Origin of the sequence: Bifidobacterium tibiigranuli (genome assembly GCF_009371885.1) — a bacterium.
Taxonomy (GTDB): domain Bacteria; phylum Actinomycetota; class Actinomycetes; order Actinomycetales; family Bifidobacteriaceae; genus Bifidobacterium; species Bifidobacterium tibiigranuli.
The window spans coordinates 189798-210082 of sequence record NZ_QLZA01000004.1; the positions used below are offsets into that span (position 1 = coordinate 189798).

13 protein-coding genes, 1 tRNA gene and 1 riboswitch are annotated in these 20285 nt (G+C 61.9%); of the genes, 10 read left to right on the forward strand and 4 right to left on the reverse strand.

The features are described from left to right. Positions 1–270 precede the first annotated feature (270 nt). The 5 genes from DDF78_RS04935 (at position 271) to cydC (ending at position 8122) form a co-directional block, all read left to right on the forward strand. The gene (locus tag DDF78_RS04935; RefSeq protein WP_152580625.1) at positions 271–1446 is read left to right on the forward strand and encodes an NAD(P)/FAD-dependent oxidoreductase; all 1176 of its coding nucleotides are present in this window, start codon (positions 271–273) and stop codon (positions 1444–1446) included. Positions 1447–1640: 194 nt separating this feature from the next. After that, positions 1641–3176: a cytochrome ubiquinol oxidase subunit I gene (locus tag DDF78_RS04940; RefSeq protein ID WP_237564554.1), complete on the forward strand. Its 1536-nt coding sequence runs from the start codon at positions 1641–1643 to the stop codon at positions 3174–3176. Then, positions 3173–4216, forward strand: a complete 1044-nt coding sequence (gene cydB / locus DDF78_RS04945; RefSeq protein ID WP_152580627.1) for a cytochrome d ubiquinol oxidase subunit II — start codon at positions 3173–3175, stop codon at positions 4214–4216. Before DDF78_RS04940 ends, cydB begins: the two co-directional genes overlap by 4 nt. A gap of 185 nt (positions 4217–4401) precedes the next feature. Continuing rightward, a complete protein-coding gene (gene cydD, locus DDF78_RS04950) occupies positions 4402–6198 on the forward strand; it encodes a thiol reductant ABC exporter subunit CydD (RefSeq protein WP_152580628.1) in 1797 nt (598 codons plus the stop codon). Next, positions 6191–8122: a thiol reductant ABC exporter subunit CydC gene (gene cydC, locus DDF78_RS04955; RefSeq protein WP_237564555.1), complete on the forward strand. Its 1932-nt coding sequence runs from the start codon at positions 6191–6193 to the stop codon at positions 8120–8122. Before cydD ends, cydC begins: the two co-directional genes overlap by 8 nt. A gap of 31 nt (positions 8123–8153) precedes the next feature. Here cydC and DDF78_RS04960 read toward each other — a convergent pair whose 3' ends face one another. Next, positions 8154–9143: a polyprenyl synthetase family protein gene (locus tag DDF78_RS04960; protein ID WP_152580629.1), complete on the reverse strand. Its 990-nt coding sequence runs from the start codon at positions 9141–9143 to the stop codon at positions 8154–8156. 179 nt (positions 9144–9322) lie between these two features. On the opposite strand from DDF78_RS04960, the gene DDF78_RS04965 reads away from it, so the two are divergent. Further along, positions 9323–10357, forward strand: a complete 1035-nt coding sequence (locus DDF78_RS04965; RefSeq protein ID WP_152580630.1) for a YdcF family protein — start codon at positions 9323–9325, stop codon at positions 10355–10357. A gap of 129 nt (positions 10358–10486) precedes the next feature. On the opposite strand, the gene DDF78_RS04970 is transcribed toward DDF78_RS04965, so the two are convergent. After that, a tRNA-Thr gene (locus DDF78_RS04970) sits at positions 10487–10562 on the reverse strand. A 162-nt stretch (positions 10563–10724) separates the two neighbouring features. On the opposite strand from DDF78_RS04970, the gene DDF78_RS04975 reads away from it, so the two are divergent. Beyond that, on the forward strand, positions 10725–11873 hold the full coding sequence (locus DDF78_RS04975) for a mannose-1-phosphate guanylyltransferase (protein WP_152580631.1): 1149 nt from the start codon (positions 10725–10727) through the stop codon (positions 11871–11873). 163 nt (positions 11874–12036) lie between these two features. After that, positions 12037–13734, forward strand: coding sequence for a glucose-6-phosphate isomerase (gene pgi, locus DDF78_RS04980; RefSeq protein ID WP_152580632.1), 1698 nt, complete (start codon positions 12037–12039; stop codon positions 13732–13734). A gap of 352 nt (positions 13735–14086) precedes the next feature. Here the strand turns inward: pgi and DDF78_RS04985 are convergent, their stop codons facing one another. Both DDF78_RS04985 and DDF78_RS04990 read right to left on the reverse strand, forming a co-directional pair. Then, complete coding sequence (locus DDF78_RS04985; protein ID WP_237564556.1) at positions 14087–15730, reverse strand: ATP-binding cassette domain-containing protein; 1644 nt, start codon at positions 15728–15730, stop codon at positions 14087–14089. 112 nt (positions 15731–15842) lie between these two features. Further along, the gene (locus DDF78_RS04990) at positions 15843–17600 is read right to left on the reverse strand and encodes an ABC transporter permease (protein WP_152580633.1); all 1758 of its coding nucleotides are present in this window, start codon (positions 17598–17600) and stop codon (positions 15843–15845) included. Positions 17601–18177: 577 nt separating this feature from the next. Then, a riboswitch (M-box (ykoK) riboswitch) is annotated at positions 18178–18335 on the reverse strand. Positions 18336–18739: 404 nt separating this feature from the next. Here DDF78_RS04990 and rplS point away from each other — a divergent pair. Further along, on the forward strand, positions 18740–19105 hold the full coding sequence (gene rplS / locus DDF78_RS04995) for a 50S ribosomal protein L19 (RefSeq protein ID WP_152580634.1): 366 nt from the start codon (positions 18740–18742) through the stop codon (positions 19103–19105). A 384-nt stretch (positions 19106–19489) separates the two neighbouring features. Further along, on the forward strand, positions 19490–20248 hold the full coding sequence (lepB, locus tag DDF78_RS05000) for a signal peptidase I (protein WP_152580669.1): 759 nt from the start codon (positions 19490–19492) through the stop codon (positions 20246–20248). Positions 20249–20285: the final 37 nt, after the last annotated feature.

Below are 20285 nucleotides of genomic sequence, written 5' to 3' on the forward strand. Positions count from 1 at the left end.
GAAACGCAGTGCCTTGACAACACGCATACTGTTGAACCACACACATCTGCACCACACACATTGTGTTTTTGCAACACCGTGTCCGCAAAGTGTGATATTTCCCTCATAATCGGGTGAATCGGCTGCGCGTCGCCCATTGTTACACGTTTCGAGACCCGACCGTATATATACTTTAGGTGAATAAGTCAGGCAGTGGTTTCGACGCGGCGCGATGCGGCGTCGTTCGGCGCTGCCTACGCAGAAGCAGTCTCATCGTACGAAGGTGGCATTATGACGACAATTGCTGTTCTAGGCGCGGGCTATGCAGGCATGCGCACGGTCAAGCGACTGGTCCATGAGAAAGTCGATGCGCGCATCGTCCTGATCAACAACAATCCCTATCACTACGAATCCACCCAGCTGCACGAGATCGCAGCCGGGACCAAGGAGCCGTCCGACATCACCTTCGACATCCGCGATGCCGTCTCGGACAAGGTCGAGGTCGTCATCGACGCGGTGGAGCGCATCGATCGGGAGCACAGCCAGGTGATCCTCAAGGAAGGGGAGCCGCTCGCCTACGACTATCTGGTCAACGCGCTGGGCTTCGAATCGGAGACCTTCGGCATCCCGGGCGCCGAGGAGAACAGCGTGTCGTTCAACAACATCGACTCCGCGCTCGCCGTGCGCGAGCATATGGAGAAGACGCTGGCGAACTACGCGACCAGTCACGACGAGAACGACCTGCACATCGTGGTGTGCGGAGCCGGATTCACCGGCATCGAGCTGCTCGGCGAACTCGCCTGGCGCGTGCCGCAGCTGGCGAAGCAGTATTCGCTGCCCGAAGATCTCATCCGCATCACCTGCGTCGAGGCCTCGCCGAAGATTCTGGCGATGCTGCCTGACAATCTCTCGAAGTGGGCGGTGGACTATCTCATCTCCAAGGGCATCGAGATTCATAACGGCATCGTGATCACCGAGGTCAGGCCCGGCGTCGTGGTGACGGCGGATCAGGAGTTCCACGCCAACACGATCATCTGGACCACCGGCGTGCGCGGCAGCCATGTGATCTGCGACTCCGGCTATGACCAGAAGCGCAACCGCGTGGTCGTCGAGGACGATCTGTCCGTCAAGGGCCATCCGAACGAGTTCCTCGTCGGCGATGTCAGCGCCGTGCCAGACGCCACGTCGGGCCGGCTCTACCCTACGACCGCGCAGATCTCCATCGCGCAGGCCGATGTCGTCGCAGCCAATGTCGCGGCGCGCCTGGCCGGCCGCGAACCGCACAAGTTCACCTTCAAGAGCCTGGGCACGGTCTGCTCGCTCGGGCCGCACACCGGCGTGGCCGAGCTGAACGTGATGGGCCATTGGAAGCTCAAGGGCCACAAGGTCAGCATGGTCAAGCGCATGGTCAACGACCGCTCCGTGTTCGAGCTGGCGCATCTCAAGGAAATGCTGGAAAGCAACTAGCAACTAGACGCTCGGCACACTAGCGCTCGGTAGACTGGTACTCAATAAACACAGTGCTTGAATAAACACAGTACTGGCTAACAGGCACTGAATACCAAGTACTGAGCAACTGGGCAGGGCCGCCCGCCGGGCATGGCGCGTGGCTTTGCCCGGGCAGACATCGTGCGAAACATCGTTCGAAAAGAGGCATAATCGTGGGATTATCCATTCTGGGGCTGTCGCGATTCCAGTTCGCGATGACGACCATCTATCATTTCTTCTTCATCCCGGTTTCGATCGGGCTGGCGCTCGCCGTGGCCATCATGGAGACGATCTACGCGGTGAACAAGAACCCGCTGTACCTGAAAATGGCGAAATTCTGGGGCAAGATCTTCCTGCTCAGCTTCGCCGTGGGCGTGGTCACCGGCATCATCCAGGAGTTCCAGTTCGGCATGAACTGGTCGAACTACTCGCGTTTCATGGGTGATATCTTCGGTGCGCCGCTCGCCATCGAGGCGCTGCTCGCCTTCTTCCTGGAATCTACCTTCATCGGCGTGTGGATGTTCACCTGGGACCGCTTCAAGCCCGGCGTGCATGCGCTCTTCATCTGGCTGACCTGGCTGGGTTCGACCCTCTCGGCCATCTGGATTCTGGCGGCCAACAGCTTCATGCAGCATCCGACCGGCTTCGAAATCGACAAGGCGACCGGGCACGTGCGGCTGCGCAGCTTCATGGACGTGGTCGCCAATCCGCAGCTGTGGCGAGCCTTCCCGCACGTCATCTTCGCGGCGGTGATGACCGGCGGCATGATCATCCTGGGCATGAGTGCCTTCGCCATGCTGCACAAGCGCACGCAGCAGCATGACGGCGACAAGGCCTTCTTCACCAAGTCGATTCGCTTCGGCGCGGTGGTCGCGCTCGTGGGTGCCGTGTTCGTCACGTATGCCGGCGATTTGCAGACGCAGTTCATCATCAAGGATCAGCCGATGAAGTTCGCGGCGACAGAAGCCATCTACGAGGACACCAAGGATCCGGCGCCGTGGGCCGTCGTCTCGCTAATCAACGAGAATGACAAGACCGCCAAGAGCATCGAAATCCCGTACATGCTTTCGCTGCTCTCGTATCATAAGGCTTCCGGCTCGGTCAAGGGCATGGATACGGTCGACAAGGAGCTGCACGAGCAGTACGACGCGAAGTTCGGCAAGGATATGAACTACTACGTGCCGGTCAATGCGCTGTTCTGGAGCTTTAGATTCATGGCGCTTTCCGCGGCGATATCAGGGCTGGCCTCGATTCTGGCGCTGTGGTTCACGCGCAAGGGCAAGGGTGATGGCACAGGCACGCTGATGAACTATCGCTGGCTGCTGTGGATCATGGGCGCATGCACGTTCGTGCCGTTCATCGGCACTACCGGCGGCTGGCTCATCACCGAGCTCGGCCGCTACCCGTGGATCGTCTACGGGCTGCTGACCATTGCCGACGGCGTCTCGCCGACCGCCACCGTGCCGGGGCTGTTGTTCACCAACATCGTCTACTTCCTGCTGTTCCTGCTGCTGGGCGCGGTGATGATCTTCTACTCGCGCCGGGTGCTGTACCAAGGGCCGGACGGCGAGGGCGAGCTGCCGGTGAGGCAGTCCAAGGCGGCTAAGGCGGCTAAGGCGAAGTCAACGGACTCTGCGGCTGCTGGTGCTGCTGCATCGGCTGCAATCGCCGGTAAGTCGGGCGCTGAAAGGAGCGTGGCACTCTCATGAGTTTCCTGCAAGGTTTATGGTTCTTTGTCATTGCGCTGCTGTTCGCGCTGTTCCTGGTGCTCGACGGGCTTGACTTCGGCGTCGGCATGTCTACGCGCTTCGTGGCGGAGAATGGCCGCGAACGCAGCCTGTTCATGCGCGCTATCGGCCCGCACTGGGACGGCAACGAGGTGTGGCTCATCACGGCAGGCGGCGCGATGTTCGCGGCCTTCCCGCTGTGGTACGCCAGCCTGTTCTCCGGCTACTACATTCTGCTGTTCCTCGTGCTCGTGGCGCTGATTTTGCGTGGCGTGTCCTTCGAGTTCGCCGCGCACGCGCTCACCGACCGCGAACGCTCGGTGTGGCAGTGGGCGAATTTTGTCGGCAGCCTCTTCGCGCCGTTCTTCCTGGGCATGATGCTCACCAGCCTCATCCAGGGCGTTCCGATGGACAAGCAGGGCAACGTCTGGGCAAGCTTCTTTGATGTGTTCAACTGGCTCTCCGTGGTCGGCGGCATCGCAACCGTGTTCTTCTGCTTCGTGCACGGCCTGCATTTCCTGAGCCTCAAGCTCGACCACGATCTGTCGCGCAAAATGCTTAATGTGACGCAGAAAATCTACTGGATTGCCTATCCGGCACTGGTAGTGTTCGTGATTCTCGCGCTGATTTTCACCGATTTCTATGCTGCCCGCCCGGTTTCGAGCTGGCTGATTACCGTGGTGATCCTCGCGACGACCATTTCCGGGCATGCGGCCGCGTTCGCGCATCGCGGCGGCTGGGCCTTCGTTTCCTCAGCTGTGACGCTGGCGGGCATCATCGCCTTCATCTTCAACGGGCTGTTCCCGCGCGTGATGATCGCGACCAATCCGGCCAACGACCTGCTTATCAAGGACGCTTCGGCCTCGCCGTACACGATGGGCATCATGACCGTCGTGCTGTGCGTGCTGCTGCCGGTCGTCGTGGCGTACTTCGTGTGGAGCTATGCGCTGCAGCGCAAGCGCCTGCCTGCCATCGACGCGGCTGAGAGCAAGCCCAACGCGAATCTGGAATACGCTGGCTAGCGGATGCTGGTGTAGCGCAGCGCCCATAGTATTATAGGCCGCACTGCACAGTGAGACTGCGAAAATCGCGAAGGCTGCGTTGGCGGAATGCCGGCGCAGCCTTCGCTTGAATTGATGCTGGGTAAGCGGTACAGGGTAGCGGTACTGGGTAGTGTGCGGCGCAAGGCCAGAAAAGAAGGTGTGCGGTGATCGACAAAAGCCTGTTTCGTTTCCCCGGGTTCAGGTGGGCCATGGGGATGCTGGCGATGCTTTCGCTGGTGCAGGGCGCCAGCATTGTGGCGCAAGCATATGGCCTGACCCGCGCGCTTGTGGAGATCTGGCAGCGGCACGCGCTATCGTCACTGCCGCTGCCCGTGGCGATATTTGCCGTGGCCTTCGCCTGTCGCCAGCTGTGCGAGGTGGGCAAGCAGCGGGTCGCCACCAGTTACGCAGGCGGCGTGGTCAGCGAACTGCGCCCGCAGGCGCAGCGCAAGATTTTCCGGCTTGGGCCGGCAGCGTTGGCTAAGAGGGGGACCGGCGCCTCGGTGACTATGCTCATCGACGGGCTTGATCAGACCAAAACCTATATCCAGACCGTGCTGCCGAAGATGATGGATATGAGCTTCATCCCGGTTATCGTGCTGGTCGCCGTGTGGTCGCAAAGCTGGCTCAGCGGCCTGGTGCTGCTGCTCATGATGCCGCTGCTGTTCTTCTTCATGGCGATCCTGGGCATCGCCGCCCGCGACAAATCCGACAAGCAGTACGCCGAGTTCCGCGAGCTCAACAACACCTTCGTCGATACGATCCTGGGTCTGCCGACTCTGAAAATGCTCGGAGTCGACAAGGAGTACGAGCGCACGGTCGCCAGCGCCAGCGACCGCTTCCGCAAGCGCACGAATAGCGTGCTCAGAGTGGCGATGACCTCCACCTTCGCGCTCGATTTCTTCACGACTTTGGCAATTGCGATTATGGCCGTGGCCTTGGGCAACGGGCTGATCAACGGCACGGTCGCGCTCTTCCCTGCGCTGCTCTCGCTGATACTCGCGCCGGAGTATTTCCTGCCCATCCGCCAGTTCGGCGACGACTACCACGCAACGCTCAACGGCAAGAACGCCTTGCAGGACATCAACGGGCTGCTTGATACGCCTGAATCCGAGCCGGACGACGAGCTTGACTGGCGAGGCTGGGGGAGCGATAGCACGCTGAGCGTGCGCGGGCTTGACTTTGCTTATGATGCCGAAGATGGCAATGAGGCTCATAGCGATACCGCAGCAGCCAACCAATCTGACGACGCCCACCCCGCGCTGCGCGATCTCTCCTTCACCCTGCATGGCTTCGAGAAAGTCGCCATCATCGGCCGGTCGGGCGCAGGCAAATCGACGCTGATCGACCTGCTGGCCGGCTTCAACATCCCGCAGAGCGGCGCTGTCGAACTCGATGGGCAGCAGCTCACGCAGTTCAACGCGCCCGCCTGGCAGCGGCATATCAGCTATATTCCGCAGACGCCGTACATCTTCAGCGGCTCCATCGCCAGCAACATCCGCTTCTACAATCAGTCGGCGAGTGACAGCGATGTGCGCGCCGCCGCCGAGCAAGCCGGATTGGGCGATTGGCTCGGCACGCTTCCCGACGGCTTGGACACGCTGATAGGCGAGGGCAATCGCGGCATCAGCGGCGGGCAGGCGCAGCGCATCGCCCTAGCCCGGGTCATCGCAGACCATTCGCGCTCGATTCTGCTTTTCGACGAGCCGACCGCGCATTTGGACATCGAAACCGAATATGACCTCAAGCAGACCCTGCTGCCGCTTATGGAGAGCCACTTGGTGATATTCGCCACGCACCGGCTGCACTGGCTGGCGAACGTCGATAAGGTGCTCGTGCTGGACGGCGGGCGCATCACGGAAGCTGGCATGCCAGGCGAGCTGATAGGCCGGGGCGGCCCCCTGAGCGAGCTGATAGGCGAGCTGGGCGGCAACCGGATTGAGGGGTACTTCAATGAATAACGTTGCGAATAACGGCATGAACGATAATGGCGACACCGACACCGACATCAATGTGGAATCGCTGTCCCAGCATACGGACACTAATACGGACACTAACGCGAACACCGGCAGCAAGCCCGACAACACCGCTTCCAGCAACGGCAACGCCCCACGCCCCACCGGCTTCTCGCGCTACCTGAACATCTGGCGCAGGGACCACTGGTTCTGGCCCTACCTACGGCAGCATCGCGCGCTGCTGGCGGCGATTTTCCTCGTCGGCGCGCTGACCTTCGTATGCGGCGCCGGGCTGATGTTCACCTCCGGCTTCCTCATCAGCCGCTCGGCCCGCCACCCGTACAACATCTTCGCGGTCTACGTGCCCATCGTGCTCACGCGCGCCTTCGGCATCGGACGGCCGTCATTCAAATACCTCGAACGCATCGCCAGCCACGACTGGGTGCTGCGCGTGGTCTCCAAGCTGCGCGTGCAGCTGTACCGCACGCTCTCGCGCGACGCGGCCTTCCTGACCGAGCATGAGCGCACCGGCACCGTGCTCGGTCTGCTCGCCGACGATTTGGACCATTTGGAGAACTTCTACCTGCGCACGATCTTCCCCACGATTGTGGCCTATATCATGTGGGTTGCCGTCACGATTGCGGTCGGCGTCTTCTCATGGCAGACCAGCCTGATCCTCTTCCTGCTCTTCGCGCTGGTGCTGATCGCCGTGCCGCTGATGTCGCTAGCGTTCTCCGATGCCCGATACGCCCGCGAAAAGGCGGCGCAGCAGCACGAATACACGGCCGTGACCGAAAGCTATCTGGGGCTTGGCGACTGGGTCATCACACATCGCAGCGAGGAGTTCGGTGCGACCGGTGCCGAGCAGTTCTCGGCAATCGGTGCCAGCCAAGCCGAGCAGAAGCGCTTCGAGCGTTGGCGCAACTTCGCCATCCAGATGATCTTCGCCGTGATGGCGGTGGGTTTGCTGGCCGGTTCGGCGTTGTTCCTGACATCCAGCACCGATAGCGCTGATTTCGCGGCCGCCGTGGTGCTGGCGCTGTTCCCGCTGATCGACTGCTTCATCGTCGTGGCGCAGGCCTTCGCCGAAGTGCCGTTGTACAGCGATTCGCTGGAACACCTCAATGCGCTGACCGAGTGCGTGGAATCGCATCAGCCTGCCGAAGTGCCGCAGCAAACGCTTGCCGGGCCGCTGAGCAGCATCGATTTCGACCATGTGACCTTCTCGTACGGCCCCGACCAGCCCATGTTGCTCGATGATTTCAGCCTGCATATCGATGCCGGCCAGAAGGTGGCGCTGCTCGGCCCCAGCGGCGAGGGCAAAACCACGATTCTGCAGCTGCTGCTCGGCGATCTCGTACCCCAGTACGGCGAGATTCGCGTCAATGGCATACCGGTACGGGCTCTGCAATCCGAGCGCGCGCGGCTGTTCGGCTACCTCAACCAGCAGGCTTTCGTATTCAACACGACTATCGGCGACAACGTGCGGCTCGGCCGGCCCGACGCCCCGGATAGCGAAGTCTGGCAGGCGCTGGATGACGTGCAGCTCGGCGATTTTGTGCGTGGTTTGCCTGGGCAGCTTGCCGAGCCGGTCGATGAATCAGGCCAGCGGCTTTCCGGCGGCCAGCGCCAGCGCCTCGCCTTGGCCAGGATACTGCTCAAGGACACGCCGATGATTCTGCTGGACGAGCCGACCATCGGCCTTGACCCGCTTACCGAGCGCGCGCTCATGACCATGATTTTCCGGGTGAGCCAGCAGCGCACGCTGCTGTGGGTGACCCATCACTTGCAGGGCCTTGAGGACGCGGATCGCGTGGTGTTCCTCGAATCAGGCCGTATCGCGATGCAGGGCGCGCCGCACGAGCTCTACCGCAGCAACGCCCGCTTCCGCGAGCTCTACCGGCTCGACGTCGGCGAGCTCGCCGCGTAATACAACTGCCTGTAGTGGTAATTGCCTGTAACTACAGCTGCTTGCGGATGCGGCGCAGCACGTCGCTGAGCTGCGCAATCGCCTTCGGGCGGACAGTACCGGCCAGGTCGCCAAGGCATGCCTCGGCGTCGTCGAGATGCTGCATGGCCTCATCTCGGGAGCGCGCGAGCAGATCAGGATGCGCCTGCAAGTAGTCTTCCACGGCCTGCGGGTCATCGCGGCTCAGCAGCTGGGCGAAATCAGGGTCGTCACGCAGCGCCAGCAGTACGGGCAGCGTGTAGATGCCGTCCGCCACGTCTTCGAGCTTGGGCTTGCCGGTGTCGTGGGCGAGGTCGAAATCGGCGATGTCGTCCATGATCTGGAAGGCCATGCCGAGATGGTTGCCGAAGGCCCGCGCGGTGTCCACCAGCGTTGGGTCAGGCTGCGACGCGTTGGGACCCTGCGAACCTTGCGCACTCAGCCGCACGCCGGTGAGGCAGGCGAGCCGGAAGAGCGCTGCGGTTTTGCCCCCGATGGCCTTGCGGTAGTAGTCGAGCGTCGTCTCGGCATGGTGACGCGCCGATTCCTGCAGCAGCTCGCCGCCGACGATCTCGCAGACCGTCGAGGCCTGTTCGCGCAGAAAATCGGTGCTCGGCGCGATCTCAGCCATGATTTCCATGTATCGCGACAGAATCAAATCGCCAAGGTATATCGCGGCCTTGTTGCCGGCCGTGGTGTGCACGGTGGGCTGGTTGCGCCGGATAGGCGCCGAATCGAGCACATCGTCGTGCACAAGCGTGGCCAGATGCAGCATCTCGATTGCCGCGGCGCCGGTTATCACCTGCTCGTCAAGTTTCCCAGAATCTTCGCCGGCAGCCCGCGCGAAGAGCACGACAAGCGTGGCGCGAATCATCTTGCCGTGGTTGTCCAGCAATTGGCGATACTCGCTGCGGTAGGGCGTGACGTTGGTCTCTTCGCGGTGAAGCGTTTCGACGACGCGGCGCATATCCGATTGCAACGCCATTTCCTGCTGTACTGACATGCGCTCCCGCTCTCGTTCTTCGACCGTAAACCCTACCAATATAGCAATGTTTGGCGCGTTTGTGACCCCCTTTGTATTTCGGGCGGGTGGAACGAAGCTTTCGGCGGCGAATCCGAACCGGTAGGATGGGAAGGCAATGAAGCTCCATGATGAGAACGTGATGAGAAAGGGAGTGCGCGATGGGTCTGAGTCCTTGGGCGATTGCGGTGCTTTTCGTGCCTGCAGCCGTGTTCGGAACCGTGTTCCTCGTGTCGTTCATCAAGGAGCCGCGGCAATTCCGCAACGCCATCTGGTTCATGCTGCTGGTGATGTCGCTGATTGGCGCGGGCCTGGTGGTCTCCCAGCAGGTATGGCTTGTCGTGCTGGCGATTGTGGTGGTCGGTCTGGCGCCGTTCCTCGTGATTGTGTTTCTCGCGGTCAATTCGGTGAGCGTCATCCGGCATGAGGGGCTGTCGCTGGCCACCATGCTGCCGGGCGCACTGGCGCTCGCCGTGGTCGCCTTCCTCGCGTTGTACGCGTGGGACTCCGGCCGCGGGCCGCGTTGGCTCGCCAGCCTGATCGGACTGGTGCCGCTCGAAGGCCTGTGGTTCTTCTTCTCATTCGCCGCGCTGCTCGCATATTCGTGGCTGTACCGCATCATGCCGCGCAATCGGCGCTATGACTACATCATCATCCACGGTGCAGGGCTGAGCGGCAACAAGCCGACGCCGCTGCTGCGCGGGCGCATCGACAAGGCCGTGGAGCTGTGGGAACGTCAGCAGCGCTACGGCGTGCTCATCGTGTCCGGCGGGCAGGGCAGTGACGAAATCGTCAGCGAGGCTGCGGCGATGCGCGCATACCTGACCGAGGAACGGCATATTCCCGAGGAGAGCATCCTTATGGAGGACCGCTCGACGACGACCATGGAGAACCTGCGATTCTCGAAGGACATCATGGACGGGCGCAGCGGCACGGGGCCACACGCCTATCGCGCCGCGCTGGTGACCAGCGACTACCACGTGTTCCGCGCGAGCGAGTACGCGCACCAGATCGGGCTGAAGGCGGACGGCGTCGGTAGCCGCACGAGTGGCTACTACTGGCCGACCGCGTTCATCCGCGAATTCGTAGCCATCAGCCGCGCCCACATATGGCCCTACATCGTCATCGCCATCGTGTGGCTGATTGGCTTCATCGGCTTCGACGTTATCGTTCCGTGGCTGACGAGTCGTCTCTGAGCAGCGATATTGCTGTGGCAATGCCGAGGACAATAACACGATGCGAAATGCAGAATGGTTCGCCATGTGTGCAAAGCCTGCAATAGGCGAAAGCCTGATATATGGCTGGCTTGATATATACGAAAAAGATGGAGCCGCTTGACAGAATCGAACTGTCGACCTTCTCATTACGAGTGAGACGCTCTACCAACTGAGCTAAAGCGGCATCTGCCCGAGCGGCATTCGCCACTCGCGCACAAAAAAAAGAGTGTACTGGAAGCCCTAGAATTTGTCCAATGCGGGTCACGTCTTGTCGTGTCCTCGCCGTGTCCTTGCTGTATCTCCACCGTGTCCCGCCTTGTTCGGTCGCTGCGCGACAATGGTGCGCATGAGCGAGACGAACGATTTTGGCGATTTCCACGCGATTATTCCGGCCGGCGGCACCGGCACGCGGCTGTGGCCGCTCAGCCGCGTCGCCAAGCCGAAGTTCCTTTTCGACCCGCTCGGCCAGGGGCGTACGCTGCTGCAGTCGACCTTTGACCGGTTGGCGGCGCTCGCGGGGAAGGACCACGTCGTAGTGAGCACTGGCTGGCGGTATGTGGAGCCGGTGCGCGAGCAGCTGCCCGATGTGGGTGTCGAGAACATCTTCGCCGAACCGGTTCCCCGCGATTCCACAGCCGCAATCGCACTGGCGACGGCCGTGCTCGCCCGACGCTACGGCGAGCAGACCATCGTGGGCTCCTTCGCCGCCGACCATGTGATACGCGGCCGCGAGGCCTTCGCCGAATCGGTGCGGCAGGCGGTGGAGACCGCGCGCGCCGGGTATGTCACGACCATCGGCATCGCCGCCTCGCGGCCCTCCACCGCGTTCGGCTACATCCATCAGGGCTTGTCGCTCGCCGCACGCATCCCGCAGGCGCCCAGCGCGCGCGAGGTGGAGCGCTTCGTGGAGAAGCCAGACGCCTCCACCGCACTGGCCTATCTTTCGACCGGCGAATACCGCTGGAACGCCGGCATGTTCGTGATGCGCGCCGACGTGCTGCTTGGCCACCTGCGTGCGAGCAGGCCGGCGATGTTCGAGGCGATTTCGCGCATCGCCGACGCCTATATGGCTCCTGCCGCAACCAGGGAGGAAGCCGTGGACGAGGCCATGGCTCGCTACTGGTCGGGCATCGAGAAGATCGCATTCGATTACGCCGTGGCGGAGCCGTTGAGCCTGAGCGGCGGCGTCGCAGTGATCCCGGGCGACTTCGGCTGGGACGATATCGGCGATTTCAACTCGGTGGCGGCTCTGCTCCCCAGCGTGAATGAGCGCAATCTCAAGGTCATGGGAGACACCGACCAGGTGGTGTGCCTCGATTCCGCCGGAGACGTGGTCGCGCCCATGTCCGGGCGCACGATCGTGCTGCTCGGAGTCAACGACATGGTCGTGGCCGACACGCCGGACGCCCTGCTCATCGCCCCCCGCGCGCGCAGCCAGGAGATCAAATCCGTCGTGTCGCATCTACAGGACGAAGGCCGGGACGCCATTCTGTAGGCATGGCCTTGTAGACATGGCCTCGCCGGAGCATCGCCGGGGCGCGTCCGCTGTCCTATTTTGTGAGTATCTTGTGAACTGAAGGAATCAGCGTGACCGCGCTGCGAGCATTGCAGCCGTCCGTATGCCGCACTGGTTCGTAGTGACGACGAAAGGACCATACATGGCCATCAATCCTCCTATCGATGCGACGCAGACGCCCGAATGGGCTGCGCTGCAGCAGCATTTCGACCAGCTTCAGGATGAGGGCGTAGACCTCAAGACCTGGTTCGCCAATGATGCATCGCGTGTCGATAAGCTCAGCTTCGACGCAGGCGATCTGCACTTCGACCTGTCCAAGAACCTGATCAAGCCCGAGACGCTGGCGCTCTTCGCCGATCTTGCCAAGGCCGTCAAGCTCGACGAGCGCACCAAGGCGATGTACACCGGCGTGCATATCAACAACACCGAGGATCGCGCCGTGCTCCACACCGCGCTGCGCCGCCCGGCCGAGGACGAGGGCAAGTTCATCGTCGACGGCCAGGACACGGTCAAGGACGTGCGCGAGGTGCTTTCGCGCATCTATGCCTTCGCCGACAGGGTTCGCTCCGGCGAGTGGACCGGCGTGAGCGGCAAGAAGATCACCACGGTCGTCAACATCGGCATCGGCGGCTCCGACCTCGGCCCCGTCATGGTGTACGAGGCGCTCAAGGCCTACGCGGACGCGGGCATCAGCGCGCGCTACATCTCCAACATCGACCCCAACGACATCGCCGAGAAGACCAAGGGCCTGGATCCGGAGACCACGCTGTTCATCATCGTCTCCAAGACCTTCACCACGCTCGAAACGCTGACCAACGCCCGCGAGGCGCGCACTTGGCTGCTGAAGGGCCTCAAGGCCGCCGGCGCTGTCGATGGCTCGGATGAGAAGAATTCCGAAGCGGTGAGCAAGCACTTCGTGGCCGTCTCCACGAATCTCGAGAAGGTCGCCGAATTCGGCATCGACCCCACCAATGCCTTCGGCTTCTGGAACTGGGTCGGCGGCCGCTACTCCGTCGACGCCGCAGTGGGCACCTCGCTCGCCGTGGTCTTCGGACCGGAGCGCTTCGAGGAGTTCCTGCACGGTTTCCACGCGATTGACGAGTACTTCGCCACCACGCCGTTCGACAAGAACGTCGTCGTGCTGCTGGGCATGCTCAACGTCTGGTACCGCAACTTCTTCAAGGCCGCATCGCACGCAGTGCTGCCCTACGACCAGTACCTGCACCGCTTCCCGGCCTACCTGCAGCAGCTCACCATGGAGTCCAACGGCAAGTCCGTGCGCTGGGACGGAACGCCCGTCACCACCGAGACTGGCGAGATCTTCTGGGGCGAGCCCGGCACAAACGGCCAGCACGCCTTCTACCAGCTCATCCACCAGGGCACGCAGCTCATTCCGGCCGACTTCATCGCCTTCGCCAATACGCCGAACCCGACCAAGGATGGCGGCCAGGATGTGCACGAGCTGTTCCTGGGTAACTACCTTGCGCAGACCAAGGCGCTGGCCTTCGGCAAGACCGCTGACGAAGTGCGTGCGGAAGGCACGGCCGAGGAGATCGTGCCGGCGCGCGTCTTCGCAGGCAACCGCCCGACCACTTCCGTTTTCGGCGACGCGCTGACCCCGTTCTCGCTGGGCGAGCTGATCGCGCTCTACGAGCACATCACCTTCGTCGAAGGCACCGTGTGGGGCCTGGATTCCTACGACCAGTGGGGCGTGGAGCTGGGCAAGCAGCTCGCCAAGCAGATCACCCCCGCCATTTCGCAGGATGACGACGCCCTCGCTCAGCAGGACGCCTCCACCCAGGGCCTGATCAAGTTCTACCGCGAGCACCGCAAGTTCTGATATATCAGTTCTGACAGCGATTCCTCGCCTCGAACGTCACGAATCCCACACTATCTCAATGGTAGTGCGGGATTCGTGCTGTTTGGGGGCAGTTATACGTCACATCGCCCGCGGAGGCGTTAAGCTCACAGCGCTGTGCGCTGTGAGTAGCCGACGCCGAGGCCCCGCCAAGGGGCCGAGGAGACAACGGAGATCTCCTTTCGTACAGTTGTGACACTGCCGTGCCTTGGCATCGCTTTTTGACCGCTAAATCGAGGCTGGCGTACAAAAGGCGACGCAAATCAGCCTATTAACGTTACGAAATGTACGTCAGCCACGTTTTAGCGGTCAAAATGCGACGCTTATCACCTATTCACTTATTCGCCTCGTCGATGATGAGCAGATCGTCGTCGGCATCATAATCGAAGAGCTCGCCGTAGCGGCCCCATGTGACGGCGATGTGGAACTGCTGCCACGCTTTGGCATCCTCATGGCGGTTGCGCAGCAGATTGAGCACCAGCTCACCGCGCAGACGACCGGTTTCCGACTGCTTGAGGGCGAGATCGATGGTGCGCACGAGGGGAGCGTGCTGCAAGGCCAGCCGCGCAAAGACCTGTTTCGAACCCAGAATGTCCGCATCATGCCATGCCCAGCCCTGATCGGTGAGCCGCACGCGCCCTTCGCGGACGGCCAGCACGCGGAGCATAGCTCCCGCATCAATCAGGGGGAAGAGATCGTCCACCTCGAAGGACAGCAGACTGGCGAGATCGGCGAGATCTATGCCGGAGGGGTTCTCCGCTATCACATCAAGCAGGCCGGCCAAACCGCCCGGCGTGGCATTGGGCAGGAACGGCTGGTCGGCTGCTGTCGCCCTCGGCATCGTATGCGCTCCGTTTGCGCCGACGGGTGTCGCGCCTGCGGGTTGCGCAGCGTCTACGGCCTTGTCGGCTGTGGTTTGCATGCCTTGCGCGTGCTCGGCGGCGCTGCTGTACTGGTCTGACGGGGCTGCTGATGCTGGTGGCTGTGATAATGTTGACGGCACTGCGGCAGCCATTGGCGCTGCCTGCTCCTGCCTAGACGCTGCCGCAGTCGCAGCATCGCCTTCAGTCTTGCCCGCAGCGGAGCGCGGCGTCTGGGGATGCGACTGCGTACCGGTCAGCACCGAGTACAGGTAGTCGACCCGCGCTTCGAATTCGGCGCTGTGGCGGTTGCGCGGCCGTGGCAGGTCAATCGATGTCTGGGCGATGAGCCGGCCCGGATGCGAGCCGAACACGATGACGCGGTCGGCCATCTCCACGGCCTCCTCGATATTGTGCGTGACCATGAGAATCGAACGGATGCCCTGGTCCTTGCCGTTCCACAGGCTGAGAACCTCCTGGCGCAAATTCTCCGCAGTCAGCACGTCAAGCGCCGAGAAGGGCTCGTCCATGAACAGCGCATCCGGGCGCATCACCAGCGCGCGGGCGATGCCGACGCGCTGGCGCATGCCGCCGGACAATTCCTTGGGATACGCCGATTCGAAGCCGTCGAGACCGATGGCATCGATGGCCGCGAGAGCCACGTCGCGCCGCTGGCTCCGGGGCATGCCTCGAGCTTCAAGCCCCAGCTCCACATTGGCCTGGACAGTGAGCCACGGCATGAGCGCGAAGGTCTGGAAGACGAGGGAAACGCCGTGATTCGGCCCGTCCAACGGTGTCCCGCGGTATTCGACGCTGCCCTCGCTGGGCTGGACGAGTCCGGCGAGAATGCGCAGGAATGTCGATTTGCCGGCTCCGGAGCGGCCGAGAATGGCGACGATCTCATTGTCATAGAGCGTGAAGGAGATGTCGTCGAGCACGGTGAGATCCGTCTTCTTGTCCGTGGCGAAGCGCTGGGAGATGTGCTGCGCGCTGATGATATTGCCGTGGGTGGCGTCGAGATGCGCGAATTCGGCGCGGGTCGTGGTCACCCGCTTGCTCGCGGCATTCCTGATCGTGGTGCCTGCGGCTGCTGTGTTCTTGAAGGTGAGGTTCATCATATTGCGTCCTTGAGTATTGTTCATTGTCATTGTCATTGTCATTGTCATTGTCATTGTCATTGGTCATTCGCATGTGCCGGCGTCAGCCGCTCCTGCCGCGCGGGCCGCGTGTTCAGGCGGTGATTGCGAATCGCTTGGCGGCGTACCGTTCGAGCGGATTCCAGAACAGCCGGTTGACCGCGACGACGAACAGGCTCATCACCACGACGCCGACCAGCGTCTTCATCGTGTCGCCGACCGCCGTCGCCTCGGTGATGTACGAGCCCAGACCAGGCGTGATGAGCGTGTGACTGCCCGATTCGACGTATTCCGCGATAATGGAGGCGTTCCACGCGCCGCCTGCAGCAGTGATGCCGCCGGTGCACCAGGAGCTGAAGACGGCGGGCAGAATCAGCTTGGTCCAGCGCATGATGCGCGGCAGGCGCATATTCGCCGCCATTTCGCGCAAATCGTCGGGAATCTGGCTGGCGCCTGCAATCACGTTGAACAGGATGTACCATTGCGTGCCCAACGCCATGAGCAGGATGGAACCCCAGCCGAGGTCGATGCGCCATGCAAGGAACCACAAGATGAGGAAGGGGAAGAGGAAATTGGCCGGGAAGCTCGCCAGAACCTGCACGATGGGCTGCATGAAGCGCGACAGCCGCGGATTCATGCCAATCATCGCGCCAATTGGCACCCAGACGACCGAGCATACGATGGTCAGCAGCGCCACGCGCAGGAAGGTCAGGCTTCCCAAAGCGATGATGTGCCATGTCTCGCCGAACCCGATGGTGGACCTGATGGAGCTAAGCAATGCTGCGGTTCCAGCGATGAGCGCCGCAGCGATGACGATATTGAATGCGATATCGCCGGCGCGCTGACGGCTGGCCTTGGGAGCACTGACCGAGCCGGTGCGGCCCAGCGGGCGCATGATGCGGTCGAGCAGGTCGCCGACGGGGCGCAGCAGCATGCCCAGCCAGTCATCGATGTGGGACTGTCGGATGATGGTGAGCACCAGGCTCGTGCGCTGCATGGAGGATTCGCTCTGAGTGATGCGGAACTTCTCCGCCCATGCGGTCAGCGGCTTCCATACCAGGCCATCGATGGCCAGCACGACGACGATCATCGCGAAGATGGCCCAGCCGACCTTGCCGAAGTCGCCTTGGCTGCTGGCTGCGGCGACATAGCTGCCGATGCCGGGAAGCGCGTAGGCGCGGTTGTTGACGGAGATCATCTCCGATGCAGTTAGGAAAAACCAGCCGCCGCCGACGCTCATCATGCAGTTCCACAGCATGGGGATTGCGGCGTTGGGCATGTCTAGCTTCCAGAACCGCTGCCAGCGCGTGAGCCGCAGGATACGCGCGGCCTCGTCGAGTTCCGCTGGTTCGTTCAGCAGCGAGCGATGGAAGGCGAAGGTCATATTCCAAGCCTGGCTGGTGAAGATCGCGAAGATCGATGCGGCCTCCACGCCCAGCATCGAACCGGGGAAGAGAGCCAGCCATATGGTCACCGTGGCCGAGAGGAAGCCGAGGATCGGCACGGACTGCAGGATGTCGAGCAGCGGGATAAGCACTTTGCCTGCGCGGCGCGAACGAGCCGCGGCCAGCCCGTACAGTACCGAGAATACGAAGGAGAACGCTAACGCGATAGCCATGCGCAGCACCGAGCGCATCGCATCATAGGGCAAGGCACCCAAGTTCGTGGGTACGGTCGAAGGAATTCCCTGCGGGCCGACGGGTGCGACGACGCCTGGCGTCAAATAGGCCAGTGCGCCGAACGCGGCGAGGATTCCGGCCACCACCAGGCAGTCGGATATGATGCGCCTTTGGGTGGCGATTGGGCTCTTGGACTGCGTTGCCGGAGTCCGAGCGGTAGTGAATATGGTCATGATGCGTCCTTTGTGCCTTGGCCGTGGTCCAGTGCTGGAGGCCGACCGCGGCATGGTATGAATAATTCGGGTCAAGCCATGATTCATCCATGTGCTGGCTGTGCGGCACCCGATGCCATGCGCCGTGATGCCGTCCGTTGTGCACTGTTTTGGCACGTGCAGCATGCGGTGTCGCACATCATGGCGTTCTCACGTCAGGCTCATGCCATGTTCAGGTCACGCTCACGTCATGTGATAGACGCGCACGCGTGTGCGTGGCATGACGCAATGATGCGGCGTCACGCGGGAACGGGACGATTAGCGTTGGCGACGGGCAAAGTCGGGTTATACGAGACCGAGACCAAATCATAAGGATGAAACAGGGAGACAGCGTGCGATTGGCATGAGCACGCTGCATTGCGTTGCGTAACGACAACTACTGGGAAGTTCGTCGCTCATGATCCACCACCTCCTTGCGTCCTGCGCCAGCTGGGCTTTGTGCCCATTGAACTTAAGCGTCAGCGTATCCGGTCGGATACGCTGCTTGGCAGGTGCCCGAAACAGTCGCGGGGAGGTGACACGGCGCAATAGCCGCTCATCAACTCGTCATCGTTTGAGCTTCAGCTTCGCAGGGCGGTGGCATCGCATTAGTTCATGCCTTGATTCGACAAGAACTGCTGACCTGCGCGCAGTGTCTCCACTGGTTTGCGGCAGCGATCCATATCCCTGCGGTAGCCTTACCTACCGACTCGACTTAAAGTTAAAGCCCTTGGCTGGATTTGTCAATCGAGGTGCAACCGGAGTGTCGCCGTGGCGTTGTGCGGCGTTGTGCGAAACATATGGATCATAGGGCTTGCCGTTGTAACTGCGTTTTTGACTGCGTTTCCCAGACTCGCGGACGGTGAAGCCCGTTCCGCTGCTGTCTGGCGAACCGCTTATGCTTGAGTTTTGCTGTGTCGAGTGACGGGCCGCCGCATAGGCCTGTCGCTTCACCGGGGTTCAGCCGCGCTCCCGCAAGGGTTGCGAGGCGAATCGGCTGGCTTTCCAGGGCAACGCGCTGGAAATACAGATTGTTGGGCACACCGTCGGTACGTTGGTAGCAATGTCTGCGGCGAGTCCAAAGGATGTGCGCTGATATGCGGCAGTGACAGGAGATAATCATGGTTAACGCCATTGAGGCATTTGATGCCGCTCATATGAAGTCCGTCGATAGCATTCCGGAGTTCCGCCCCGGCGACACCGTCGACGTCAACGTCAAGATTCAGGAAGGCAACAACTCCCGTATCCAGACGTTCACCGGCGTGGTGATCGCCCGTCAGGGCACTGGCGTGCGTGAGACCTTCATCGTGCGCAAGGTCAGCTTCGGCACCGGCGTCGAGCGCCGCTTCCCGCTGCACTCCCCGGCGATCGATTCGATCAAGCTGGTGCGCAAGGGCCGCGTGCGTCGCGCGAAGCTGTACTACTTGCGCTCGCTGCGTGGCAAGGCCGCTCGCATCGTCGAGCGTCGCGACAACAGCGCGAAGTGAGTTTGCTGCTCATCTGATGCACATGCGCATCAGCGGTGGCCCGGCAATCCTTGTGATTGGCCGGGCCACTGGCGTTCTGCGGGGTTGATGCCCCTCCTAGTACTAACGTCACGCAAACAGGGCGTTTTGCGTGACAACGCTACTAGAAGTTGGCGGTCCTAGTACTGGCGTCACGCAAAACCGGGGTATTGCGTGACGAAAGTCCGAGCGACTCATTGTCTGCAATCTTGGCGCTGTGCGGCGTCCCGGCTGTAGGCTTCGGTCGGTATGATGGCGCACAATGGCGCACAGACACAAGTGACGGCGCAACTAATAACGGCGCAGACCGGGGGATTGCTCATGCAGACTGGGACCTCAGGCTCCCGCTACGATTCGGAGGAGCATATGCAGCAGGTCGATGCGGCGAGCGACGAGAGCGATTCCCAAGACTCCCATATCCTCGAAGTCGCCGATCACGGCGTTGACCCCGTTCCGGCTGCCCGCCGGCACGTACCTGAACATGCGAATGCAGCCGGCACTGCTGCCGACAACGGGCGCATGGGATGGCGCGACACGCTGATCTGGTGCGGCATCCCGATTCTGATTGTGCTGCTGGTGCGTATTTTCCTGCTGGGCTTCTACACGATTCCCTCGGGGTCGATGATGGACACCATCCAGATAGGCGACCGGGTCATCACCACCAAGCTCACGCCGAAATACTTCCATCTGCATCGCGGTGATGTCGTCGTCTTCAAGGATCCGGCAAATTGGCTGAACGATGAGGGCAACCGTTTCGCGAGCGATGATCTCATCAAGCGGCTTATCGGGCTGCCGGGCGATGTCGTGGAATGCGCGGGCGCGGGCAAGCCGGTGACGATCAACGGCGTGGCCATCAACGAGACTTCGTACACTCGCCCTGGCGTCGAGCCGAGCGACTTTCCCTTCCGCGTGCATGTGACGCCCGACCATGTCTTCGTGATGGGCGATAACCGTTCGAATTCCGCCGATTCGCGCTACCATCAGGACGATGGGGCCAATGGTTTGGTGCCCATCAACGATATCGCTGGCGTGGCGCTGACGACGTATTGGCCGTTCGGGCGCATCGGCTCGCTGAGCGGGCATCACGATGTTTTCGACAAGGTGCCTGATGGCACGGTTCAGTGAGGCAGCGCAGTTCGGTGAGACAGCACCGCTCAGTGAG